We start from the raw sequence: 21,201 nt of genomic DNA on the forward strand, positions 1-21,201 counted from the left end.
GGGTCGAAGCCACGGGCTTGATGAACGCCATCCGACAGCCGCTTGCATCGTTCGTAGCGCGGAACATCACGGTCTCGTAGCTCTACGCTGCGTCTGCTTTCGGCGCCTGCGCCTCGAAAGCAGAACTTCGCAAAACCACCCACAGCGGTCCTTCCGGTAGCGACCCAACCCAGCCGCCGGAAGCGCTGTTGGCGTTTCCACGAAGCGGACGTCCGTCAGCCGCTCGGCAACTTCACCTCGGGGTGGGGAGCGGACTTCAGCCCTTCGCCCCAAAGCAGACCCCGAGGGTGCCGCAGTTCACCGCTTGCCAGCGGCAGCCAAGCTCGTCCGTTCCACAATCTCGACCGCACCGCGACGTAGCTCGATCAAACCCGCCTCGGCCCATTGCGCCAGGATGCGGCTCACGACCTCTCGCACGCTGCCGACGTCGTCCGCGAGCTTCTGATGGGTCACGGCGACGACACCCCGTGGATCGGCCTCGGCCAGAAGGCGCTGGGCGAGACGCCGCTTGAGCGGCGCAAACGCGACCTCGTCGATCAGCGTGAACAGGCCGGACATCAGCCGCGTGTAGTCGTCCATGACGAAGCTGCGGAAGGCGGCACTCTCGCCCATCAGATGCTGGAACGTGCTCACCGGCAGCGCCGCCAGTTCGGTGCGCTCCTCGGCCACGCTCTGCGCCGGGAAGGTGCCGCCCGACAGGAGGCACTGCGTGGTCAGGGCACAGGTGCCGCCTGGGCCGACCTTGTAGATCAACACCTCGCGCCCGCCCTCCGACATGCGGAAGATCCGCGTCCGGCCCTCCAGGCACATCAGATAGTTGGCGCATTCGCCATCTAGGTCGTAGGCGATGGCGCCTTGGTTCAGCACCGGGAAGTGCACGGTTCCGCGTGCGATCTGGAGATGCGCCGGGCTGAGCGCTTGAAGCAGCGGAAACCGGTCGATCCATCGCTCGACCTTCTGGGCATCCGTCATGGCTGGCTTCGTCCCCCCGGCCATGACGACGGGCTGATCGTCCGGCTCACATTGCGCTTTTCTCCCGGCGCGCCCGACTTGTGTGACCTGGGTCACCGACCGGGTGCAGCGATCCGGCATAGCATCGCGACACAACGAACACGATACGGGTGCCACCCATGTGCAGCCCCGCCGGGAGTGAACCGATGCGCCGCCTCGCCCTCAGCTTCATGCTGGCCGCCCTCGCCGCCAGTCCGGCCGCCGCCGAACAGGATCTGTTGCTCGGGGCCGACATGACCTCGCCCGCTATGACCAAGGCCGAGATGAGCCGTGCCGACGTCGAAGCGATGATCAAGGCCGCCGACGGCAAGCCCGTCGATCTGCACGACAAGTCCCTGTCGGGCCTCGATCTCTCCGGGCTGAACCTGCGAGGCGTCAACTTGCGGACCGCGCGCCTGAACAAGGCCAACCTGCGCGGCACCGATCTCAGCGGCGCGAACCTCGAACAGGCGTGGTTCCTGAAGGCCGACCTATCCGGCGCCAAGCTCGCGGACGCGAAGATGTTCGGCATCACCGCCCGGGACGCCGACTTCAGCGGCGCTGACCTCAGCCGGTCCATGCCGATCGGCGACTTCAAGGGCGCCAAAATGAGCGGCGCGACGTTGGTCGACCTCAAGGGCGGCGCCGACATCAAGAACCAGTCGATGGGCCTGATGCGGGCGGTGTTCACCTCGGTGAACTTATCGGGCGCAAATCTGAAGGGTGCCAATCTCGGGCGATCGCGCCTGGAATACGCCGATCTCAAGGATGCGAACCTCACGGACGTCGTGCTGATGGGCTCGGACTTGTCCGGGGCGAACCTGACTGGCGCCACGGTGGCGGGCGCGGACTTCAAGAACGTCGACGTCAGCGGTGCCCGGCTTATCGACCTCAAGGGTCAGTCCGAGGCCAAGGACTGGGCCGAGCGCGTGAACGTCGACCGCGCCATCACTCAGGCGTCGAACTAACCTTCGTTTCCTCGCCCCAAACCCAATCACGGAGATCCATGCTCATGACGACCCGCCGCATCCTGCTCGCCGCCTTCGCCGTCGCCCCCATGCTGTTCGGCACTGGTGCGATCGCCGCCGAGATGACCTACACACCCGCCGCGTTCGAGGCAGCTCAGAAGGCGGGCAAGCCGATCCTCGTGCACATCACCGCCCCGTGGTGCACCACCTGCGCGGCGCAGAAGCCGATCCTCTCGAAGCTAGAGGCCGAGCCCAAGTTCAAGGACCTCCAGGTGTTCGATGTCGATTTCGACAGTCGTAAGAACGTGGTGAAGCAATTCGGCGCGACGATGCAGAGCACGCTCATCACCTATAAGGGCTCCAAGGAGACCGGGCGCTCGGCAGGCGAGACCAAGCCCGAGGCGATCGCGTCGCTCCTCGACAAGGCGATCTGAGCCGTCATGATCACGAGCCTGGGCCTCGCCTTCGTCGCTGGCATCCTCTCGGTGATGTCCCCCTGCGTGCTGCCGCTGCTGCCGCTGGTGCTCGGCGCGGCGGCCTCAGAGCACAGGTTCGGTCCGGCGGCGCTCGCCGCCGGGCTCGCCCTCTCCTTCATGGTCATCGGGCTGTTCGTGGCCACCGTGGGGTTCGCCATCGGTCTCGATGCTGGCCTCTTCCGAACCGGCGCGGCCATCATACTCATCCTGATTGGGCTAGTCCTGATGGTCCCGGCGGCCCAGACGCGGCTGGCCGTGGCGGCTGGTCCGATGAGCAACTGGACGGAGAACAGGTTCGGCGGGTTCTCGACGGTTGGGTTGCTGGGGCAATTCGGCGTGGGCGTGCTGCTCGGGGCGATCTGGAGCCCGTGCGTCGGCCCGACCCTCGGGGCGGCCTCACTGCTCGCCTCACAGGGACGAGACCTCGGCACCGTCGCGTTGACCATGCTCCTATTCGGCCTCGGAGCGGCCCTGCCACTGCTCCTGCTCGGCACGCTTTCACGCGAGGTGTTGATGCGCTGGCGTGACCGGATGATGGGCCTAGGCAAGGGGCTGAAGACCGCCCTCGGCCTGATCCTCGTGGCGACAGGGCTGATGATCGTCACGGGCTACGACAAGACGGCTGAAACCGCTCTGGTCAACGCCTCACCGTCCTGGTTGACCAAACTGACCACCGGTCTCTGACGTTCCCAAGCCAGAATAACTGGCACGTAGATGAGAGTTCCAAGTCCACGCCGCCACGTAGAGGTTTATTCTCGCGGAGGCGCGCTATATGGAGTTATCTCCTTCGCGCGGGACATCTGTGCCATGCCCGATCGAATTTCGCGCATTCCCATTGTGACGGCGTTCCATGAGCCCGTGACCGGCAGCGTGCAGTACGTGGTCGCCTGTCCCAGAACGCTACGGTGCGCCCTCATCGATCCTGTGCTCGACTACGACGAAAAATCAGGAGCCGTGGCAACTCGCTCGGCGGACAAGCTTCTCGCCTATGTCGAGCAACAGGGGCTCACCGTGGAGTGGGTGCTCGACACCCATCCACACGCCGACCACTTCTCAGCCGCGGCATACCTCAAGACGCAGACGGGCGCGCCGATGGCGATCGGTGACCAGATCGTGCAGGTGCAGGCGCTCTGGAAGGATCTCTACAACCTGCCCGAGGCTTTCCCTTGCGATGGCTCACAGTGGGATCGCCTGTTCGCAGACGGAGACCGCTTCCACGTAGGCGAGATCGAGGTGACGGTGCTGTTCTCGCCGGGCCACACGCTCGCGTCCGTCACGTACCTCGTGGGGGACGCGGCCTTCATCCACGATACGCTGTTCATGCCGGACGGTGGCACAGCGCGAACTGACTTTCCCGGAGGTAGCGCCTGTGCGCTCTGGCGCTCGATCCAGCGCATCTTGGCGCTGCCCGCGGATACGCGCTTGTTCACCGGCCACGACTACCAGCCGGGTGGCCGCGAGGCGCGTTGGCAAAGCACCATTGCCGAGCAGCAGTCGCAGAACCGGCACCTGCTCGACGGCCATGACGAGGCGCATTTTGTGGCGCTACGTCAGGGAAGGGATAGCTCCCTGTCGATGCCACGCCTCATCCTTCACGCCCTACAGGTGAACATACGGGGTGGCCGAATGCCGGAGCCAGAACGCAATGGTCGTCGGTATCTCAAGATCCCGCTGGAGGCGCTGTCCGGCGCTGCTTGGCAGTGATGATCATCGACGATCTCGCGGTCGCTTCGACGGCCACCGCAGCAAGCGGAGCGATTAGGAAGCGATGACGAGATTAGCAGCCGCCTGCACCCTCTTCCTGGGGCTGTTCCTCGGACCAGCGCTTGCCCTCGAAGCGGTGACACCCGGCTACTATGCCGATCAGAAAGTCGTCTACCAGAACGACAGCGGGATGCCGGACAACGCCACCTACTTCAAGCACATCCTCGGCAACATGAAGAACCACATCGAGGCGGTAGGCAGGGACCACATTCAAATCCGAGTGGTCGACTTCGGCGACGGCGTCGATCTGTTTCAGATGGCAGCCAAGGACCCTAAGCTTGCGCAGCAGATCGACGGCCTCAAAGCAGACGGCGTCAAGTTTTTGATCTGCAAGAATACCCTGACGATGCGCAAGATCGATTGGCATGAACTCTACGGGGTGACGGAGACAGACATCGTCCCGAGCGGAGTCGCCGAGATCGTCCGGCTTCAGGGCATGGGGTTCACCTACGTACACCCCTGATCAATACCCTCTCAGGCTCGGGAAGGCGCTGGTTGCCCCGGCACATGTGTGGGACCCCTACCTCGAGGCCGTGGCGCTCAGGGTCATGCGGTAAGGCGGATGCAGCTTCAATCCACTCTCACATGCCCGCACTGCGACCGTCAGGAAACGGAAGCGATGCCGACCGACGCCTGCCAGTTCTTCTACGAATGTACCGGCTGCGGCACGCTCCTGCGCCCGAATGCAGGCGACTGCTCCGTGTTCTGCTCCTTCGGTGATGTGACCTGTCCGCCGATCCAGGAAGCCCACAAAAGCGGCCAACCTGCGCTCTGCCGTGCTTGATCATAGCGGCCAGCCCAGCCGTTCTATCTCATCGACAACCTGGAAGCGGACCTTCCCGAGGCCCGCAATGGGTCGTGAGCGGGGGCGGGAGCGATGTCTGCTTCTATGGCATTGCCGCTCCGAATAGGAACGGCAGAAATCCATCCTGAGCAGCCATCCCGCGCCCGACCCAACTCGGCCATCCTGCCTCTGCACTTACCTCCCCGGAAGCGGACACCTTTAGTCGGCCCCTACGTCATGGCTTCGCGCGAACCACCGGTCCCGGTACGCTCGGACCCGCTCGGCGCCGCCGGCCAGCGGGCCGATCCAGCCGGCATAGCTGTCTGGCCGCACCAGCACCGCGCTGCCCGTGTCCCCGAACGCCGCCACGAACCGCCCTGCGTCGTCCGGGGCTGAGGCGAGCTGAACGACATGGCCGTCCGCCCCCGCAAAATCCTCGGGGCGTGGTCCCTCATCCGGCAGAGCGAGCACGAGAGTGGGATGCGACGGGTCGAGTGCCCGGTGAAGGTGCGTTTGCCTCCAGGCCCCCTCGATCCATTGCTGGACGGGCAGGTCCGGCATCCGGTCGCCGGCGCGCAGGGCGCCGGGATGCCCGTCATCCTCCGAAAGCGGGCTGTCGCGGTAGCCGAGGGCGATCTGCGCCATGGTAGCAGTGGCGTTCGCCTGTACTCGGTCGACGCCTACGATCCAGGGGCCGAGATGGTTGAACAGAGTGCGTACCACCAGGTTCTCGGTGCCGATCGTCGTCGTGAGGCTGTCGGTGCGTGAGAGGACGCTGCGCATCACCGGTAGCCGGTCGGCCTCGTAGGTGTCGAGCAGGTCGGCCGGTGCCTCGCCGCGCGAGACCAGAGCGAGCTTCCAGCACAGGTTGATCATGTCCTGGATGCCGGTGTTCATCCCCTGCGCGCCGGCCGGGGAGTGGATGTGCGCGGCGTCCCCGCCCAGGAACAGGCGCCCGATCCTGAGGCGGGGCACCATGCGGCTGTTGATGCGGAACCACGAGCTCCAGGTGAGGTCATGGAACCGGGCCGGGATGGGGGAGCGCTGGTCGTAGATCGCCTGCAACTCCTCGAGCGGGGGTGCAGTGTCTTTCGAGGGCGCGCTCAGCGGGTTCGAGGCGATGAGGCGGAAGTGCTCGCCGCCCATCGGGAACAGCCCCATGAAGCCGTGCTCGGACGAGAAGATGTGGAAGTCCGTGTCGGCCAGAGCACCGTCGATCTTGAGATCGCCCAGCGCGTAGTCCTCGGTGCGGGTATGACCTTCGAAGGGTAGGTCGAGGGTGGTGCGCACGAGGCTGTGTGCCCCTTCCGCCGCGATGATCCAGGGCGCAGCGACCCGCTCCAGGGCGCCATCGGGACCCTCGAGGACGGCATGGGCGGGCGCAACGTCAGGAGCATGCGCGTCCTGCTGGATGCCGACGATCTCCGACTTCCATTCCGGCAGGACGCCATGGCTTGCGCAGGCTTCGCGCAGCACGCGCTCGGTCTCGGCCTGCGATACGAACAGGATGTACGGATAGCGGCTCTCGACATGCGCGAAGTCGAGATGGAAAACCCGCTTGCCGCCGCCGTAGACGCTGCCGTAACGGCCCGGATTGCCGAGGCGGACCAACTCTTCGGCAAGCCCACGTTGATCTAGTAGTTCGAGGGTCCGCGCCTGGACGCCGATCGCGCGGGAGGTGGTGGCCGGTGCATCCCGCTTGTCGATGAGGCGCACGGGGACGCCGAGGCGCGACAGTTCGAGGGCGGCGGTCAGACCGGTTGGGCCGGCTCCGACGATCAGAACGGGGTCGGACATGGTACCTCCTTGTGCGTCAGTCTCCAGCCAGCCACGGCGAGGCCTCGTCGGGCGGGAGTTCGGGACCATGGGTCTCCTGCGTGTAGAGGCGCAGGCGTCGGCGATCGGGGTCAGCGAAGACGACGAGCCACGCCTGGATTGCGATGAGGACAGGCGAGTGAGCGATGCCCGCCGCGTCGAGGTGCGCCATCCATTCGTCGAGGGCGGATCGGTCCCGCACGGTAAGGGTAACCGGATCAAAGCCGGCCTGACGCGCGGCTTGGATCGGGTCAAGGCGCAGTTCGAGGTGCGTACCGAGCCCCGGGACCTTAAGGATGAGAGCATAGAGTGAGCCGTCGGCGTGCCGATGGTCCCAGGCTTCGACGCGACGGGCACCGAACGCCTGTTCGTAGAAGGCGAGGCTACGGTCGAGGTCGGCGACCGAGAACTTGAGATGATGTATGCCGTTCAGGATCGGTGTCGCCATGGCGCACTCCGTCCGGGGAGAATGCGGCTCAGGACTGAGCCAGCGCCCTGACTGTCCATTTCTGTTAACCGCTTAACAATGTCAAGGACGCCGAGGAAGACGCCAGCTCCGCCGCTCGTCCCGCCCGACTTCGTGCGCGACCGCTATCGCGAAGTCCTCCCGCCCGGCGATGCCCTCGCGTTGGAGGCACTGTTCGCTTTGCGCTCAGGCGTGCAGGCGCTCGACAACGTCGTCGCGCGCTGGCTGGGCAACGACGCGCTGACACCTGGACGTTGGCAGGTGCTGGCGGTGTTGTGGTCGCGCGATGAACCCGTGCCCCAACGCGAGATCGTCGTGGCGCTGAAGGTCTCGCGCGCCAACGTGTCGATGCTGGTCGATGCCCTGCAGAGGGAAGGGCACGTCGAGGCGGCTCCAGACCCAGCGGACGGACGTCAGGTGTTGGTCTCGCTGACGCCTGGGGGCCGTGCGGTCACAGATCGGCTCATGCGGGAGACGGCCGGCAAGTTGCGGCTCAGTCTTGCCCTCGACGATGATGCGTTGCGCGCCTTGACCGATCTGATGATGCGGCTCCTTCCATGATCTTAGCGCCGTAACAATTTACATTTGATCGAGTGAATGGACTGGGCCTATCGAGCCGGGTGTGCGTGTCCGTTTTGAACCTCTGGCCCTCCAAAGCCGACCGGCAGAAATCCACCCCGAGCGGCCATTCCGGAAGCGACCCAACCCAGCCGCCAAGACAGCTATCGGCGCTCTCCCAAAGCGGCCGTTCATCAGCCGTGCAAGAACTTTGACTTTGGTTTGAAAGCGGTAGTCAGCTGCTCGCTGGAAAGCAGCCGTTCGGCTGCGCGACTAAATCCTTCATTTAACCGGCGCAGTCGCCACCCCCCGAAACGGACATCGGACGGTGCGACGACACACCGACGACGGCGGGTGAACGACAGATCACACCGGCCTACGCCCGACGACCGGTCCCGTAGCGGGCCAGGAACATGGCCACCGCCTCCTCGACCACGACCGCGTCGCGGGGGGCATCCTTGAAACCGTCACCGATTGCCATCACACGCGGCCAGATCACGAACTCCTGGATCAGCCCCATAAACTGGCGCGCCGCCAGTTCGGGCTGCTCGCAGCACAGCAGCCCCTGGCCCGTCAGCGCGGCCAGCACATCCGCGAACGCTGCCACCAGCGGCGCCTTACCCGCTCGGTAGAACTCCTCGGCGATCCAGGGCAGGTGGCGCGACTCCGCGATGACCAAGCGTGTGAAGGCGATCTGGTCCGTCCCGTGCACGAAGCGTAGCAGCGAGCGCGCGAAGCCGCGCAAGACCTCCCCGGGGTCGGCCGCCAAGGCCGGCGGCGCGTGGGCCACCGCTGCCACCTCGGCCCGCACCGCGTCCCAGTGCCGGTCCACCACCGCCCGGAACACTGCGTCCTTACTGCCGAACTGGTTGTAGACCGTCTGGCGCGACACGCCGGCCGCCTGACCGACCTGCTCTAGGTTCACCCCTTCGTAACCGGCTTCCAGAAACAGGCGCCGCGCTGCGTCGAGGATCGCGGTCGGGGTGCTCGCGCTTGACGTGAACGCCCCGGTCTCGCCACCGTGCCCGTCGTCCCGGATCGCCGCGCCGCGCCGTGCCATGATCGCACCCCTCTGTACTAGACTGTAAAGTCAATATACACGGGTAATCCCATGAGGTCGACCACACCGGCAAACGCGGGCGCGACCCCGATCCGGGAGCATGCCATGCTCAGAAACCGTCCCGGTCCGCGTCCTGCCACGGGCGGGGTCTCGCCCGACCTGCCCCGCCCCCTGATGGCATGGTGCAGCGTCGCCGTCCTGTTCGTCGTGCAGATCTTCTCATGCGTCGACCAGCAGGCGCCGCGCCTGCTCATCGCCCCGATCAAGGCTGACCTCGCCATTTCCAACACCGAGGTCAATCTTGTTATCGGACTCGGCTTCGCCCTGGCCCACGCGATCGCTGGCCTGCCGATCCGCCGCCTTGTCGACCGCGTCTCGCGCTCCGCGTTGCTCTCGACCGGGCTCACCCTGTGGTGCGCCTGCACCGTCCTATGTTGCTTCGTGCGCTCCTTCCCGCAGCGGGCGCTCGCTCGCGCAGGCGTGGGCGTCGGCGAGGCCACCGGCACCCCCGCATCGGCGCAGATTGGCCTTCGTCGTGTTTGCGGTCTCGGCCTACGTCGGCGCGGGGTCCGCGCTGGTGCCCGGCAGCGCGAACGGCGACGAGACGCAGCTTTGGCGCGCGCTCGCCGTGGGCGCGCCGGCCCTGGCGGTCCTGGCCACGCTTGCGGCCTTCGCGGGCCTGTACCCGTACCGGGCCTGCGTGGCCGCCAATGCCGGGGCGGCGCTGGCGACCGCCGCCTGAGGAGGATGTCATGACCGAGCCTGCCGCCCCGACCGTGCCCCCCGAGGTCGCCTGGAGCCGCTTGTCGGCGGATGCGCTCAACGACCTCGCCCGCCGCGACACCGTGGTCTTGCTGCCGGTGGCCTCCACCGAGCAGCACGGGCCGCACCTGCCCACCGGCGTTGACGACTACCTAGGCACCGCCGTCTGCCGCAGAACGGCCGAGCACCTCGCGCCCAACCAGCCGGTCGTAGTCGCCCCGACCGTGTGGTGTGGGTTGGCCGACCACCACGTCGCCTTCGGCGGGACCTTCACCCTGTCGCTCGCCACCTACCACGCCCTGCTGCGCGACCTGTGCCGCTCGATCCTGGCGGCGGGCTTCCGGCGGATCGTGCTGGTCAACAGCCACGGCGGCAACATCGCCGCGCTGTCGGCGCTCTCCGTCGAACTGACGCGTGAGTTGGATGCACCGATCGCGACGGTGACGTACTTCATGGAGGCCGCCGACGCGGTAGCGGGCATCCTGGAGGACCAAGCCAATGTCATGCACGCCTGCGAAGGCGAGACCGCGATGATGATGGCGCTGGCCCCCGAACTCGTGGACGCGACCCGGCTGCCCGAGGCGCATGGGCCAGCCTTCGACGTGGCGGCCTCGCTGCTGCCGACGCTCCGGCGGGTGCGCGGCTGGCAGGAGGTCTCACCGGGCGGCGTCGCCGGGGACGCGCGGCGGGCGAGCGCGGCCAAGGGCAAGGCGCTGCTCGATGCCTGCGCTCAAGCGCTGGCCGATCGGCTGCGGGCCGGTGAGCCGTGGTCATGACGGCGCAATCTCGGGGCGATGGGACGGGGGGGGATCACTATGACGGCAAGCGAGACGCCCGAGACCTACCGGGTCGGCGGGGCGAGCGTGACCAAGATCCCGGAGATCGCGTTGCCGTTCCCGGCCTCCGCGCTCCTGCCTGACTACGATCCCGACGTGGCCACGCCGACGCGGGACGGCTCCCAACCCGGCGACGCCAGGGGTCGGCAGCTGACCGTGTCCGTCCACGCTTGGCTGGTGCGCGTCGGCGGCCTGACCGTGCTGGTCGATGCGGGCGTCGGCAACGGCAAGACCCGCGCCGCGAAGGCGTTCGACCACCTTGATACGGCTTGGCTCGACCGCCTCGCAGCCGCGGGCGCCCGGCCGGAGGACATCACCCACGTTCTGCTGACCCACTTGCACACCGACCACGTCGGCTGGAACACTGTGCCAGGGCCGCACGGCTGGGTGCCGACCTTCCCGAACGCGCGCACCCTGCTGCCGCGGCGGGGCTATGAACTATTCACCGCGCCGGACGGTCTCGCGCGGCCGAACCACGATATGTTCGCCGACAGCGTCCAGCCGGTGGTGGAGGCGGGCACTGCCGAGTTGGTGCCGCCGGAGGGAGGCGAGGCACTGCCGGGCTTCAGCTTCCTGCCGACCCCGGGGCACAGCCCGGACCACATGTCGATCCTGCTGCGCGCGGACGGGCGGGAGGCGTTGTTCGCCGGTGACGTACTGCACGACCCGGTGCAGGTCGCCCAACCCGACTGGTGCTCGATGTTTTGTGCCGACCACGACGAGGCGCGCCGGTCGCGGCTGCGCGTGCTCGAACTCGCCGCTGAGCGCGGCCTGACTTGGTTCAGTTCGCACTGCGCGGGCACGTCCGTCGGCACCGTCGCCCGGGTGGGTGATGGCTTCGCGTGGTCGTTCCTCTGAGGCGACGACCGCTGACGCGATCCGCACGCCCGATACCGATGCCCGCCGCGATCCGAAAATCCACCGCATGACCGACCTCATCCGCTACCCCTCGCCCCTGCCCGCGCCGCTCTCGAAGGCGGTGCGCGTCGGCGACCTACTGTTCCTGTCTGGTCAGACCCCGCGGGGGGCCGACCAGAAGCCGGTGGGCGGCGCCATAGAGGAGCAGACCGAGGCCGTCATCGCGGCGATCCAGGCCACGCTCACCGAGTTCGGCCTCGACCTGTCCGCGATCGTGCGTTGCACGGTGTGGCTGTCCGACCTCGGCCTGATGGCGCGGTTCAACGCGGTGTACGCGGCGGCCTTCGGCGCGCACCTGCCGGCCCGCAGCACCGTCGAAGCCAAGCTGGTCGGCGGCGTGGCCGTCGAGATCGAGGCGACCGCCTTCGTCGGCACCTCGCGATCCGTCCCCCTCGGGTGAGGCGCACGGTCCGGCACTAGGTACAAGCGCCGATCTAGCCCACGAGCCTGCGCTCGCATACCGGCTGGGGCGGACGCGCATCACCCATTCGATGCCGACCTCATGGCATTGCAATCCACGCATTTTGACTTTACTGTAAAGTAAATAACCTTATGGTTCATGAGGCGGGGGCAATCCGCGCGCCCATCCCGCCGCCTGGGGGATCTCATGTTCGTGCTACCCGCAGCGACCACCGCCAACGCGTCCGAACGCCTCTACACGAAGATCACTTGGCGGCTGCTGCCGTTCCTGACGACCTGCTACATGTTCGCGTTCCTCGACCGGATCAACATCGGCTTTGCCAAGCTCCAGATGCAGAGCGACCTCGGCTTCTCTGATGCCGTCTACGGCACCGGAGCGGGGATCTTCTTCATCGGCTACGTCATCTTCGAGATCCCGAGTAATCTGCTCCTGGCGCGGATCGGCGCGCGCAAGACCGTGGCGCGGATCCTGATCCTGTGGGGCATCGTCTCGGCGGGAATGATGTTCACCCACGACACGACCACGTTCTACGCGCTGCGCTTCTTGCTCGGGGTGTTCGAGGCCGGGTTCGCCCCCGGCATGATCCTGTACCTGACCTACTGGTACGCGCCGGCGCGGATGGCGCGCGTGATGGCCGTCGTCATGGCTGCGGGGCCGATCGGCGGGGCGCTGGGCGGCCCGATGTCCGGCTGGGCGGTCGCGGCTCTCGACGGCGTGCACGGGCTACGAGGTTGGCAGTGGATGTTCCTGATTGAGGGACTGCCCTGCGTGGTGCTGGGCGTGATCGCCTACCTTACCTTGACCGACCGGCCCGAGCAGGCGCGCTGGCTCGATGATGGCGAGAAAGCCCTCCTGGCCGGGGATCTGGCCGTCCATCCGGGGCGGGTCGAGGGCCACAGCCCCCTGCTTAAGGCCGTGCTCGATCCGCGCGTGCTCGGCATTGCTGCCAGCAACTTCTGCGTGATCTGCGGCATCTACACTGTGAGCTTCTGGCTGCCGACGATCCTGAGCGCGGCGGGCCTTACCAGCACGACAACTATCGGCTTGGTCTCCGCGCTCCCCTATGTCGCCGCGCTTGCCGCGATGCGCCTGTTGTGCCTGAGTTCCGACCGGCGCCGGGAGCGGCGCTGGCACAGCGCCCTGTGCGGCCTCGTTGGTGCCGCGGCGCTTCTGCTCGCGACGACGTACCCGCAGACCCTGGCGGTGGCGCTGCCCGGCATCACGCTGGCGACCGCGATGATGTGGGCGTCGTACACGGTGCTCTGGGCCATCCCAGCCGACTACCTCGATCCGGCCGCCGCGCCGGGTGGCATCGCCTTCGTCAACGTCGTGGGCGTGCTCGGCGGTTTCTTCAGCCCGGTCATCATCGGCTCCGTGAAGACCGCCACCGGCAGCATAAGTGCGGGGCTGCTGGTGATGGTCGGGCTGCTGGTCGCGGGGGCGGTGGTGATGCTGGCTAACCGGCTGCCCCGACCCGCGTGAACCCGGGGCGTCACAGACGGCGACAGGTAACCCCGCCGGTGCGCTCGCTCCGCCCCCGAAACACGTCATCGAACGGTGAGACGCGATGGATACGATGGTGAAGTTCTTCGACGGGCACAACGATACGCTGCTGCGCCTCTCGCTGTACGCTCGGCCCGACCCGGAGCAAAGTTTCCTCGACGGGCGGCCGGACGGGCACATCGACCTGCCGCGCGCCGAGCGCGGCGGAATGCTGGGGGGCCTCTTCGCGCTCTACGCGCCATCCGAGACGGGTCTGAGTTTCGATCACTTCCACGGCGCCAGCTACGATTGCCCGCTGCCGCCCGAGGTGCCGCTCGCCGTCGCCCAGCGGATCGTATTGAAACAGGCCGCCATCCTCATGCGGATTGTTGCCGCCTCCGAGGGTGGGGTCGTCCTGTGCCGTGACGTCGGCGAGATCCGGTCCGCGATCGACGTGGGCCAGTTCGCCGTCGTTCTCCACCTGGAGGGCGCGGAGGCGATCGACGAGGATCTGCAAGCGCTCGACGTGCTGCACGCGGCGGGCTTGCGCTCACTGGGGCCGGTCTGGAGCCGTAACAATGCCTTCGGTGGGGGCGTCCCGATGCGGTTCCCCAGTTCGCCCGACGCCGGTCCGGGGCTGACGGCCGCCGGCGCCGAACTCGTCCGCGCCTGCAACCGGCTGCGCATCCTCGTCGACCTATCGCACCTCACGGAGCAGGGCTTCTGGGACGTCGCGTGCCTGTCGCAGGCGCCCCTCGTGGCAACTCACTCGAACGCCCACGCCGTCTGCCCGTCATCGCGAAACCTAACGGACCGTCAGCTCGACGCTATCCGGGACAGCGACGGCTTGGTGGGGCTGAACCTGGCCACCTGCTTCCTGCGGCCGGACGGCCAAATGTTGGCCGACACCGATCTCGACGTGGCGGTGCGTCATGTCGATCGACTTGTCGAACGCCTCGGTGAAACCCGTGTTGGATTGGGGTCGGACTTCGACGGCGCCGTAGTGCCCGACCGCGTGGGGTCGGTGGCGGGTACCCAGGCGATCTTCCGAGCACTATCGGAGCGAGGCTACAACGACGATGCCCTCCGCCAGATCGCCGTTGAGAATTGGCTGCGCGTGCTGTCGGTGACGATCGGCTGATCGCCCGTCCTTCGCCATTGAGCGCGCTGCGTCTGCTATTCTGCTCCGCCCTTTCCGAAAGGGTCAGGCTGTTTTAGCCAGGCCCATGCCTTCGAAGCCAGCCGAACTGCCAGTAAGCAGATGCTCCGAACGGTCGAGAAGGGTCGTGAGCGGGCGCGACGACGACGTCCGCTTTTTATACATTCCCGCCCGGAAGCCTACCAGCTGAAATCCACCCATCAGAGACACTCACACGAGCGATCGGCAGCGGCTGATGCTGGCCGTAAGCGGAACGGCCGCTTCGGAGAATGCCGGCCGGAAAAGCGGACAGCCTCCTATCGACCCAACCCGGCCGCCGTAAGTGCTGTCGGCGTTCCCCCAAAGCAGACGTTCGTCAGCCGTCCGACAACTTCAGCTCGGGGTGGAAACCAAACCTTGGCTTTCCGGCTTAAAGCAGACCTTCCGTCTCCCTCCCAAGGCGTCACCCCACTCAATGTGAACAGGTCTAGGTTGAGGGCGCTGGTAGGATCACGCACCGGCGAGGATGACTTCGATATTCAGTAACCGTCGGTTTGCGGACCGCAGCTGGGCGCGGCCGGGCGTTGATGCAGGTACGATCCTTTGTCCGCATCAGGTAAGAAGGAGGAAGGTTGCAGTCTAAACGAGCGCGCCCGTGTCGTATCGGAGCGTCTCCCGTGCAGGGCGATGCGATCGGAGATGCGTCTCGGACCTTGAGCAGCCCCAAACACCTGACGCTCGCGCCCGCGAGCCTCTCCCGCAGGAGTTCCGCCATGCACTACGTCACGAAGGAGAAGACACCAGACGGGCACTTCATGATCAAGGTCGCTGGCCGCTCTGTGACGGAGACGCACGAGAAGCGGAAGGCCAAGAAGCTGGTGCGGGCTCTCTGCAACCTGCGTCGTCTGAAGAAGGACAAGGAAAGTCTGGTCGCCTCATGATCGGCCTGAATGCCAGCAGTCTCGCTGTACCGCGCCTACACGAGCTGTATCTCACCTTGCTTGAGGCCGAGTCGTTTGGCGAGGTCGCGCGACAGGGCGCCGACGACCTCGACCTCCATGGCATCCGTCGCCATTGCGCGAACCTGGGTCAGAGCCGTCTTGGCCGACACGGCCAGGACGGCGTAGACGCGCACTGCCTCACGCTTCTGATGCACGGCGATCAAGAACGCGGTGCGTTTTCCCTTCTTCCTTAACGGACCGTCTTCAGTGCCGTCCTGCGCGAACTTGGGCATCAATCGTCATCATCGTCGGGCTTCTCCTTGGTGATGGCCCCGGTCCTGGGATCGACGTGGAACTCCATCTTCACGCCATTCTTCAGACCCTCACCCTCCCAGTGCCCATCGTCGGCCTTCACCTTCGTCACCGAGGTGTAGCCTGCCTCCTGGAGCTTCTGCTTGACCTGTTCGACGGGCATCCAATCGGGGCCAGGCACGTCTTTCTTGGCCATCGCGGAGCCGGCGCAGCCCAGCGCCAAAGCCAGGGTTAGAGGTGCGAGCACTACCGATTTCATTAGCCGCCTCCATTTCCGTTTGTGTCCAACAACGGGTGGCTCATGGAGCGGTTGCGCGGCAAGCACTGAAGAAGGCTGCTAAAGCTGCTCCTCGACACTCATGACGCCGGGACATGCCCGCAGCGCGCGGGCAATCTCGGTGACCGACTGGCGTGAGAGACGCGCGAACGAGATCAGGATCTCGTCCTGATCCGGGTCGGCCGCCCGCTGCACGACGAACTGGCGGATGCGCGACGCACGATTACCGGCGATCTCGCGAACCGTGTCGAACGTGACTCGTCCTGCCTCGGCCAGGACGCGCAGCGGCTGAACCTGGAGGCGGTTGTGGTAGCGCTCCTGAAGCGGCTTCAACCCGGCCAGGATTGCGAGCAGGATGACGGTGGTGGCGATCCCGGCGACGTAGAGACCGCAGCCGATCGCGAGCCCGATTGCCGCTACCGCCCAGAGGCTCGCCGCCGTGGTGAGGCCCTTCACGACCTCTCCGCGCAGCAGGATCGTGCCCGCACCGAGAAAGCCGATGCCGGACACGACCTGAGCGGCGATACGAGCGGGATCGAGCACGACGTTCTTGGTGCCGAGCACATCACCGAAGCCGAAGGCCGAGACGATGATGATCAGGCAGGCGCCGACGCCCACGAGCATGTGGGTACGCAGCCCTGCCGCCCACAGCAGGCGCTCGCGCTCGACGCCGATCAGGCCACTGAGGACGGCGGCGAGGAGGAGACGTGCGATGATCTCAACGTTACCGATCATGCCGTGTCCGCGATGGGGCGCTCGCCTCGGTGCTCACCCTGTTGGCGGCCAGTGCCGCTGCACGGCCTGCGGCCGCGTAGAGGTTGAGACGCGAGTACACGCCAAAGCTTGAGCCATCGTCCAGAAAGCCGCCGCCGGGTCCCTGCGTCTCAGTCAGGATCGCATTCGCTTCGGCAAGCGTGATCGAGGGGAAGGCTGCAGTCAGGAGATGGCCGGCCTCCGGGGCGATCTTGCCGACATCCTCTTTCATGTCGGCTGTGCTCTGGTGCACGACTGGCAGACCGTAGGTCTGGGTAGCGTTGTAGAGGGCCTCGTTTGCCGTTGGGTCCTTGAAGCGTCCGTTGTCGGCTGCGGCGCAGATCGCAATGGTGTCGCCGCAAGCGCCATTCAGGAACGCGTCGAGATCGGCTCGAGCCGCCTTCAACGCTACGGTATAGTCGGTGACGACGATCTCCTTGTCAGGTCCATGGCTCATCTCGTTGAGGACGGCGGGGTTTTTGCGGGTCTGCCCCACATAGGCTGGATCGTTGGCGAGCAGATGGGCGACGGCGTGCAGGGCCGTGGCCCGGCCCCCGAGCACGTCCATCGCGTAGTGTGCACCGACGACGATGCGGTCGTTGCCGTATTCGGCGGCCCGGGCGATCATCTGCTGATAGCGTTCGGGCACGAGGATCGCGAGGACCACCGCCTCGGTGTAGCCGTAGGTCGTGTGGCCGCTCGGGTAGGAGGGACTGTCGAACAGGTTCTGGTTGGGGCCGCGAAGCCAATCGAGACTGTGTGAGGGGCGGCCGAAATAGTCCTCGCCGCGGAAGGCGATCAGGCGTGGCTCGGTCTGGAACGGTCGGGAATTACCATAGGCGTCGGCTCCCTGGCTGCCGGCCGGGCGTCCATAGGCCTTGCCGAACACATCGGTGACGCCACCGTTGGCGGTGAGGATTGCAGTCGCCGCCTCGGACACTGGCGTCTTACCGTTCGTCGTCGCGTTGGCAAAAAAATACTTGCCCGCGTTTGAGTCTGATTTGGTGATGTTGTTCGTGTACCCTATAAGATCTGAGATTGATGGGGATATACTAGCGAACGTCCTCGTATCCTTATACTGTGCTCGCTCCTGATAGGCAGCGCCGAGTTTCGATCCGAGGCCATCGGCGAGTTCAGTGGCATTGCCATCGGTGATGAAGCTGTCGCGCAGCGCAAATTTCTGCTGCTCCGAAAACGACATGAGGAGTGGCTGCTGGAGTGCGCCGATTTGAATATCGCCGGTGATCTTCAGGTTCGCGGCCAAAGCCGCCTTGCCTTCGGGTGAGTTGGGTAGCGCGGCAACGGGCGCGAGCCCGGTCAGAGCTGCGATGTTAGGCGGAGATTGTGCCTGCGCGCGGAGTGGGACCAGCGTTAGGACGAAGATGAGGAGGTGTTCGGCGAGTCTGCTCATCGGATGAGCCTAGCGCTGTTGGATCTGCGGCGAATAGGGGTGGATGCGCTCCGTCCGCAAACCCTCGTGAAAATCGACCTTTACCAGGCCAGACATGCCGCGCCCATGGCGATGGCGAGACAGGATGTGATCCGACGCGCGGTCAGCGTCTCCTTGAGGAACACGCGCCCGATGATGGCGGCGTAGACCACGCTGGTCTCGCGCAGCGCCGACACCACGCCCATCGCGTCGTACTGCATGGCCCAGATGACGATGCCATAGGCCAGGAGTGAGACGAGGCCGCCGGTAAGCGCCATCACGGTCTGCACCCTGGTGTAGGCCGGGGGCTTGCCGCGCATCAGGTAGAAGATGGGCGGCATCGTGAGGCTCCAGAGAAGGAACATGCTGTTCGTGTAGGCCACGCTGCTCCCTGCTAGCCTAACACCGATGCCGTCCACGACGGTGTAGGCGCCGATCAGAACGCCCGTGGTGAGGGCGGCGGGGAGGAAGTCGGCTCGGAGGCCCTTGCCCTGGAAAGCCAGCGTGATGATCCCGGCGGACACCAAGACGATGCCGATGGTAGAGACGATGTTGATGGCCTCGTGGGCGAAGATCATCGCGCCCACGGCGACCAGAACGGGTGAGGACCCGCGTGAGATCGGGTACGTCTGCCCGAGATCACCGACGCGGTAGGTCCGCACCAGGGAAAGGTTGTAGCCGGTGTGGATGATGGCCGAGGCGATCACGTAGGGCCAGCTCGCCGCGTGGGGCCACGGCACGAACACCGCTGCGATTGCGGTGACGCAAGTGACCGCGATCATCATCAGCGTCATCGACCAGAGCCGGTCATCACCGCCGCGGAGCACCGCGTTCCAACTTGCGTGCAGGATCGCGGCGCACATCACGTAAGCGAGGACGAACGGGCTCATGGAAGCGGCTCAGGATTGTCAGTGCTATGCCGGGTAGGCCCAATCAGCGCGATAGAGACTGCTGAACGGTCGCTCTCTTCGCGAGATGTGGCGATAGGGCGAGCATGATCGGGACGACGGCCAGCGCGGTCACGGCGCCTGCGACTGCCGCCCAGCGTGATGCGTCCCGTGACGGAGCGACTGCTGGAGACGAGGTAAGCTGTGATGCGAGAGTCAACCTGTTTCCTGCATCGTTCACGCACAGGATGCCGACCCTCGGTGATGCCGGCAAACGACTAATGCTGACGCTCGTGTGAGAAAACTTGACACAGGCGGCTTGTCGCTCAGAGGCCATGGAGGCGTTCGCGAAGCCTTGAGCGGCCGCGCCCTGACCCTCAGAACGCACCTTCCGCCATCCGAACAGCAATTCCCGATGGCTCGCGAGATTGATGCACACGCATCCTCAGCTGTCATGATATGCCGTCAAGCACGACCGTGGTCACAAGACCATCGCCCCTCAAAACCGGGACTTCGCATGCTGGCTTGGTTTCGCGCGCTCATGCCGAAGGAGGACCGCTTCTTCGACCTGTTCGAGCGCCATGCTGCCACGCTCGTCGATGGCGCGGCCGCGCTCAGGGCACTGCTCGACGGCACGCAGGACATTCCGGCGGCGTGCGCTGCCATCGCAGCCCACGAGGACGCGGCCGACGCGATTACCCGGGACGCGCTCCTGGCGGTCCGCCGCACCTTCATCACGCCGTTTGACCGCGGCGACATCCAAGCCCTGGTCACCTCGCTCGACGATGCCATCGACCAGATGCTCAAGACCGCCAAGGCCGTTCAGCTGTTCGAGGTGACGGCCTTCGAGCCAGCGATGCGTGAGATGGGCAGCGTAATCCAAGAGGCTGCGAGCGTGGTCGCCGAGGCTCTCCCGAAGCTGCGGGTGTTGGGTGAGAACGCCACCACGCTGAACACCCTGACCGAGCGCGTCATCCAGCTGGAGGGTCGCGCGGACGACCTGCACAATGCTGGCGTGAAGGCTCTGTTCAGGGCCTCCCGACAGGATCCGATGGCGTTCCTCATCGGGTCCGAACTCTACGATCACCTGGAGAAGGTCATGGATCGGTTCGAGGACGTGGCGAACCAGATCAGCAGCATTGTCGTCGAACACGTCTGAGCCAGCGAGCCACATGTGACGCTCCTGATTGCCCTCATCGCCGTCGCCCTGTTCTTCGACTTCCTGAACGGCTTGCACGATGCCGCCAACTCGATCGCCACCATCGTGTCGACCCGAGTGCTTGCGCCGCGCTACGCGGTGTTCTGGGCGGCGTTCTTCAACTTCGTGGCCTTCCTGGTCTTCGGCCTGCACGTCGCCGGCACGGTCGGCTCCGGCATCATCGACGTCACCGTGGTGAACGACCGCGTGATCCTGGGCGCGCTCGGCGGGGCGATTACCTGGAACCTGCTCACTTGGTATGCCGGTATCCCGTCCTCCAGCTCGCACGCCCTCATCGGCGGCCTTCTAGGAGCCGGCGTCGCCAAAGCCGGGCTTGGCGCGATCGTCTGGCCGGGTGTCATCACAACGAGCGCCGCCATCGTGCTCTCGCCTGCACTGGGTTTCATGCTCGCGCTGATGCTCGTGCTCGCAGTATCGTGGATCTTCGTGCGCTCCACGCCGGTCGCCGTGGACGGGCTGTTCCGAAACTTGCAGTTCGTCTCGGCCTCGCTCTACTCCCTCGGGCATGGCGGCAACGACGCTCAGAAGACCATGGGCATCATCGCCGTGCTCCTCTACGCCCACGGCGAGGAGAGTGGCGGGTTCCACGTGCCGCTCTGGGTGGTGCTGTCATGCCAGACCGCGATGGCGCTCGGCACCCTGCTCGGCGGCTGGCGCATCGTGCACACGATGGGATCGAAGATCACGCGGCTGACACCCATGCAGGGCTTTTGTGCCGAGACAGGCGGTGCACTGACTCTGTTCGCCGCGACCGCGTTCGGGATCCCCGTCTCGACCACCCACACGATCACCGGGGCGATCGTGGGTGTCGGCGCGGCGCGGCGGGTCTCGGCGGTGCGCTGGAACGTGGCGCAGGGCATCGTGGTCGCCTGGGTCATCACGATGCCAGCCGCCGGTCTGGTCGCGGCCCTGGTCTACGGCCTGTCCGGCCTAGCGCTGCCGTAA

The 21,201-nt window shown here is 66.0% G+C and carries 25 protein-coding genes and 1 pseudogene; 17 read left to right on the forward strand and 9 right to left on the reverse strand.

All coding sequences use genetic code 11. From position 1 onward, the window contains the following. Nucleotides 1-297: 297 nt before the first annotated feature. Complete coding sequence (locus MKK75_RS27300; protein WP_244045623.1) at nucleotides 298-972, reverse strand: Crp/Fnr family transcriptional regulator; 675 nt, start codon at nucleotides 970-972, stop codon at nucleotides 298-300. A gap of 185 nt (nucleotides 973-1,157) precedes the next feature. Here MKK75_RS27300 and MKK75_RS27305 point away from each other — a divergent pair, with 185 nt between their 5' ends. The 6 genes from MKK75_RS27305 (at nucleotide 1,158) to MKK75_RS27330 (ending at nucleotide 4,982) form a co-directional block, all read left to right on the forward strand. Further along, entirely contained in the window at nucleotides 1,158-1,958 is an 801-nt protein-coding gene (locus tag MKK75_RS27305) for a pentapeptide repeat-containing protein (RefSeq protein WP_244045624.1), read from the forward strand. Between the two features lie 44 nt (nucleotides 1,959-2,002). Further along, nucleotides 2,003-2,392, forward strand: a complete 390-nt coding sequence (locus MKK75_RS27310; protein ID WP_244045625.1) for a thioredoxin family protein — start codon at nucleotides 2,003-2,005, stop codon at nucleotides 2,390-2,392. Between the two features lie 6 nt (nucleotides 2,393-2,398). Further along, entirely contained in the window at nucleotides 2,399-3,118 is a 720-nt protein-coding gene (locus tag MKK75_RS27315; protein ID WP_244045626.1) for a cytochrome c biogenesis CcdA family protein, read from the forward strand. Nucleotides 3,119-3,241: 123 nt separating this feature from the next. Then, nucleotides 3,242-4,138 carry an MBL fold metallo-hydrolase gene (locus MKK75_RS27320; RefSeq protein WP_244045627.1) on the forward strand — a complete coding sequence of 299 codons (897 nt, stop codon included), beginning with the start codon at nucleotides 3,242-3,244 and terminating at the stop codon, nucleotides 4,136-4,138. Nucleotides 4,139-4,202: 64 nt separating this feature from the next. Beyond that, nucleotides 4,203-4,661 carry a DsrE family protein gene (locus MKK75_RS27325; RefSeq protein ID WP_244045628.1) on the forward strand — a complete coding sequence of 153 codons (459 nt, stop codon included), beginning with the start codon at nucleotides 4,203-4,205 and terminating at the stop codon, nucleotides 4,659-4,661. A 99-nt stretch (nucleotides 4,662-4,760) separates the two neighbouring features. Continuing rightward, nucleotides 4,761-4,982, forward strand: a complete 222-nt coding sequence (locus MKK75_RS27330; protein WP_244045629.1) for a GDCCVxC domain-containing (seleno)protein — start codon at nucleotides 4,761-4,763, stop codon at nucleotides 4,980-4,982. Nucleotides 4,983-5,201: 219 nt separating this feature from the next. Here MKK75_RS27330 and MKK75_RS27335 read toward each other — a convergent pair whose 3' ends face one another. Together MKK75_RS27335 and MKK75_RS27340 are read right to left on the reverse strand one after the other, a co-directional pair. Beyond that, nucleotides 5,202-6,779, reverse strand: a complete 1,578-nt coding sequence (locus MKK75_RS27335) for an FAD-dependent oxidoreductase (RefSeq protein WP_244045630.1) — start codon at nucleotides 6,777-6,779, stop codon at nucleotides 5,202-5,204. A gap of 16 nt (nucleotides 6,780-6,795) precedes the next feature. Further along, complete coding sequence (locus tag MKK75_RS27340; RefSeq protein ID WP_244045631.1) at nucleotides 6,796-7,245, reverse strand: VOC family protein; 450 nt, start codon at nucleotides 7,243-7,245, stop codon at nucleotides 6,796-6,798. Between the two features lie 132 nt (nucleotides 7,246-7,377). Here MKK75_RS27340 and MKK75_RS27345 point away from each other — a divergent pair, with 132 nt between their 5' ends. Continuing rightward, nucleotides 7,378-7,824, forward strand: a complete 447-nt coding sequence (locus tag MKK75_RS27345; RefSeq protein ID WP_244045632.1) for a MarR family winged helix-turn-helix transcriptional regulator — start codon at nucleotides 7,378-7,380, stop codon at nucleotides 7,822-7,824. Between the two features lie 373 nt (nucleotides 7,825-8,197). Here MKK75_RS27345 and MKK75_RS27350 read toward each other — a convergent pair whose 3' ends face one another. Beyond that, nucleotides 8,198-8,881 (reverse strand): TetR/AcrR family transcriptional regulator, encoded by a 684-nt coding sequence (locus MKK75_RS27350; RefSeq protein ID WP_244045633.1) that lies wholly within the window; start codon nucleotides 8,879-8,881, stop codon nucleotides 8,198-8,200. Nucleotides 8,882-9,055: 174 nt separating this feature from the next. Between MKK75_RS27350 and MKK75_RS27355 the strand changes: the two are divergent. The 8 genes and pseudogenes from MKK75_RS27355 to MKK75_RS27390 form a co-directional block, all read left to right on the forward strand. Continuing rightward, nucleotides 9,056-9,340, forward strand: a pseudogene (locus tag MKK75_RS27355) (MFS transporter); the annotation flags it as partial. Nucleotides 9,341-9,404: 64 nt separating this feature from the next. Then, complete coding sequence (locus MKK75_RS27360) at nucleotides 9,405-9,623, forward strand: hypothetical protein (RefSeq protein WP_244045775.1); 219 nt, start codon at nucleotides 9,405-9,407, stop codon at nucleotides 9,621-9,623. 10 nt (nucleotides 9,624-9,633) lie between these two features. Next, the gene (locus MKK75_RS27365; RefSeq protein ID WP_244045634.1) at nucleotides 9,634-10,419 is read left to right on the forward strand and encodes a creatininase family protein; all 786 of its coding nucleotides are present in this window, start codon (nucleotides 9,634-9,636) and stop codon (nucleotides 10,417-10,419) included. Nucleotides 10,420-10,458: 39 nt separating this feature from the next. Next, nucleotides 10,459-11,337 (forward strand): MBL fold metallo-hydrolase, encoded by an 879-nt coding sequence (locus MKK75_RS27370; protein ID WP_244045635.1) that lies wholly within the window; start codon nucleotides 10,459-10,461, stop codon nucleotides 11,335-11,337. Nucleotides 11,338-11,404: 67 nt separating this feature from the next. After that, entirely contained in the window at nucleotides 11,405-11,797 is a 393-nt protein-coding gene (locus MKK75_RS27375) for a RidA family protein (protein ID WP_244045636.1), read from the forward strand. Between the two features lie 207 nt (nucleotides 11,798-12,004). Next, a complete protein-coding gene (locus MKK75_RS27380) occupies nucleotides 12,005-13,300 on the forward strand; it encodes an MFS transporter (RefSeq protein ID WP_244045637.1) in 1,296 nt (431 codons plus the stop codon). Between the two features lie 85 nt (nucleotides 13,301-13,385). Then, the gene (locus tag MKK75_RS27385; RefSeq protein WP_409567617.1) at nucleotides 13,386-14,441 is read left to right on the forward strand and encodes a dipeptidase; all 1,056 of its coding nucleotides are present in this window, start codon (nucleotides 13,386-13,388) and stop codon (nucleotides 14,439-14,441) included. 770 nt (nucleotides 14,442-15,211) lie between these two features. Continuing rightward, nucleotides 15,212-15,379: a hypothetical protein gene (locus MKK75_RS27390; protein ID WP_244045639.1), complete on the forward strand. Its 168-nt coding sequence runs from the start codon at nucleotides 15,212-15,214 to the stop codon at nucleotides 15,377-15,379. Between the two features lie 35 nt (nucleotides 15,380-15,414). Here the strand turns inward: MKK75_RS27390 and MKK75_RS27395 are convergent, their stop codons facing one another. The 5 genes from MKK75_RS27395 to MKK75_RS27415 form a co-directional block, all read right to left on the reverse strand. Then, on the reverse strand, nucleotides 15,415-15,672 hold the full coding sequence (locus tag MKK75_RS27395; protein WP_244045640.1) for a hypothetical protein: 258 nt from the start codon (nucleotides 15,670-15,672) through the stop codon (nucleotides 15,415-15,417). Then, entirely contained in the window at nucleotides 15,672-15,950 is a 279-nt protein-coding gene (locus MKK75_RS27400) for a PepSY domain-containing protein (RefSeq protein WP_244045641.1), read from the reverse strand. Before MKK75_RS27400 ends, MKK75_RS27395 begins: the two co-directional genes overlap by 1 nt. A 78-nt stretch (nucleotides 15,951-16,028) precedes the next feature. Beyond that, a complete protein-coding gene (locus tag MKK75_RS27405) occupies nucleotides 16,029-16,703 on the reverse strand; it encodes an MgtC/SapB family protein (protein WP_244045642.1) in 675 nt (224 codons plus the stop codon). Continuing rightward, nucleotides 16,693-18,132, reverse strand: coding sequence for a phosphatase PAP2 family protein (locus tag MKK75_RS27410; protein ID WP_244045643.1), 1,440 nt, complete (start codon nucleotides 18,130-18,132; stop codon nucleotides 16,693-16,695). The genes MKK75_RS27405 and MKK75_RS27410 overlap by 11 nt, the downstream gene beginning before the upstream one ends. Nucleotides 18,133-18,212: 80 nt before the next feature. Continuing rightward, nucleotides 18,213-19,040 (reverse strand): DMT family transporter, encoded by an 828-nt coding sequence (locus MKK75_RS27415; protein WP_244045644.1) that lies wholly within the window; start codon nucleotides 19,038-19,040, stop codon nucleotides 18,213-18,215. Nucleotides 19,041-19,554: 514 nt separating this feature from the next. Between MKK75_RS27415 and MKK75_RS27420 the strand changes: the two genes are divergently transcribed. Beyond that, a complete protein-coding gene (locus MKK75_RS27420; RefSeq protein ID WP_244045767.1) occupies nucleotides 19,555-20,196 on the forward strand; it encodes a DUF47 domain-containing protein in 642 nt (213 codons plus the stop codon). Nucleotides 20,197-20,211: 15 nt separating this feature from the next. Next, nucleotides 20,212-21,201 (forward strand): inorganic phosphate transporter, encoded by a 990-nt coding sequence (locus tag MKK75_RS27425; protein WP_244045645.1) that lies wholly within the window; start codon nucleotides 20,212-20,214, stop codon nucleotides 21,199-21,201.

Origin of the sequence: Methylobacterium sp. J-030 (assembly GCF_022829545.1) — a bacterium.
Lineage (GTDB): Bacteria > Pseudomonadota > Alphaproteobacteria > Rhizobiales > Beijerinckiaceae > Methylobacterium.

What these genes read in the sequence shown, in the direction of transcription:
- MKK75_RS27340 (WP_244045631.1), bottom strand. Translation starts at nt 7,245, where the DNA reads ATGGCGACACCGATCCTGAACGGCATACATCATCTCAAGTTCTCGGTC.
- MKK75_RS27330 (WP_244045629.1), top strand. Translation starts at nt 4,761, where the DNA reads ATGCAGCTTCAATCCACTCTCACATGCCCGCACTGCGACCGTCAGGAA.
- MKK75_RS27310 (WP_244045625.1), top strand. Translation starts at nt 2,003, where the DNA reads ATGACGACCCGCCGCATCCTGCTCGCCGCCTTCGCCGTCGCCCCCATG.
- MKK75_RS27390 (WP_244045639.1), top strand. Translation starts at nt 15,212, where the DNA reads ATGCACTACGTCACGAAGGAGAAGACACCAGACGGGCACTTCATGATC.
- MKK75_RS27415 (WP_244045644.1), bottom strand. Translation starts at nt 19,040, where the DNA reads ATGAGCCCGTTCGTCCTCGCTTACGTGATGTGCGCCGCGATCCTGCAC.
- MKK75_RS27410 (WP_244045643.1), bottom strand. Translation starts at nt 18,132, where the DNA reads ATGAGCAGACTCGCCGAACACCTCCTCATCTTCGTCCTAACGCTGGTC.
- MKK75_RS27315 (WP_244045626.1), top strand. Translation starts at nt 2,399, where the DNA reads ATGATCACGAGCCTGGGCCTCGCCTTCGTCGCTGGCATCCTCTCGGTG.
- MKK75_RS27385 (WP_409567617.1), top strand. Translation starts at nt 13,386, where the DNA reads ATGGATACGATGGTGAAGTTCTTCGACGGGCACAACGATACGCTGCTG.
- MKK75_RS27305 (WP_244045624.1), top strand. Translation starts at nt 1,158, where the DNA reads ATGCGCCGCCTCGCCCTCAGCTTCATGCTGGCCGCCCTCGCCGCCAGT.
- MKK75_RS27365 (WP_244045634.1), top strand. Translation starts at nt 9,634, where the DNA reads ATGACCGAGCCTGCCGCCCCGACCGTGCCCCCCGAGGTCGCCTGGAGC.
- MKK75_RS27400 (WP_244045641.1), bottom strand. Translation starts at nt 15,950, where the DNA reads ATGAAATCGGTAGTGCTCGCACCTCTAACCCTGGCTTTGGCGCTGGGC.
- MKK75_RS27370 (WP_244045635.1), top strand. Translation starts at nt 10,459, where the DNA reads ATGACGGCAAGCGAGACGCCCGAGACCTACCGGGTCGGCGGGGCGAGC.
- MKK75_RS27325 (WP_244045628.1), top strand. Translation starts at nt 4,203, where the DNA reads ATGACGAGATTAGCAGCCGCCTGCACCCTCTTCCTGGGGCTGTTCCTC.
- MKK75_RS27375 (WP_244045636.1), top strand. Translation starts at nt 11,405, where the DNA reads ATGACCGACCTCATCCGCTACCCCTCGCCCCTGCCCGCGCCGCTCTCG.
- MKK75_RS27350 (WP_244045633.1), bottom strand. Translation starts at nt 8,881, where the DNA reads ATGGCACGGCGCGGCGCGGCGATCCGGGACGACGGGCACGGTGGCGAG.
- MKK75_RS27380 (WP_244045637.1), top strand. Translation starts at nt 12,005, where the DNA reads ATGTTCGTGCTACCCGCAGCGACCACCGCCAACGCGTCCGAACGCCTC.
- MKK75_RS27420 (WP_244045767.1), top strand. Translation starts at nt 19,555, where the DNA reads ATGCTGGCTTGGTTTCGCGCGCTCATGCCGAAGGAGGACCGCTTCTTC.
- MKK75_RS27300 (WP_244045623.1), bottom strand. Translation starts at nt 972, where the DNA reads ATGACGGATGCCCAGAAGGTCGAGCGATGGATCGACCGGTTTCCGCTG.
- MKK75_RS27320 (WP_244045627.1), top strand. Translation starts at nt 3,242, where the DNA reads ATGCCCGATCGAATTTCGCGCATTCCCATTGTGACGGCGTTCCATGAG.
- MKK75_RS27335 (WP_244045630.1), bottom strand. Translation starts at nt 6,779, where the DNA reads ATGTCCGACCCCGTTCTGATCGTCGGAGCCGGCCCAACCGGTCTGACC.
- MKK75_RS27405 (WP_244045642.1), bottom strand. Translation starts at nt 16,703, where the DNA reads ATGATCGGTAACGTTGAGATCATCGCACGTCTCCTCCTCGCCGCCGTC.
- MKK75_RS27395 (WP_244045640.1), bottom strand. Translation starts at nt 15,672, where the DNA reads ATGCCCAAGTTCGCGCAGGACGGCACTGAAGACGGTCCGTTAAGGAAG.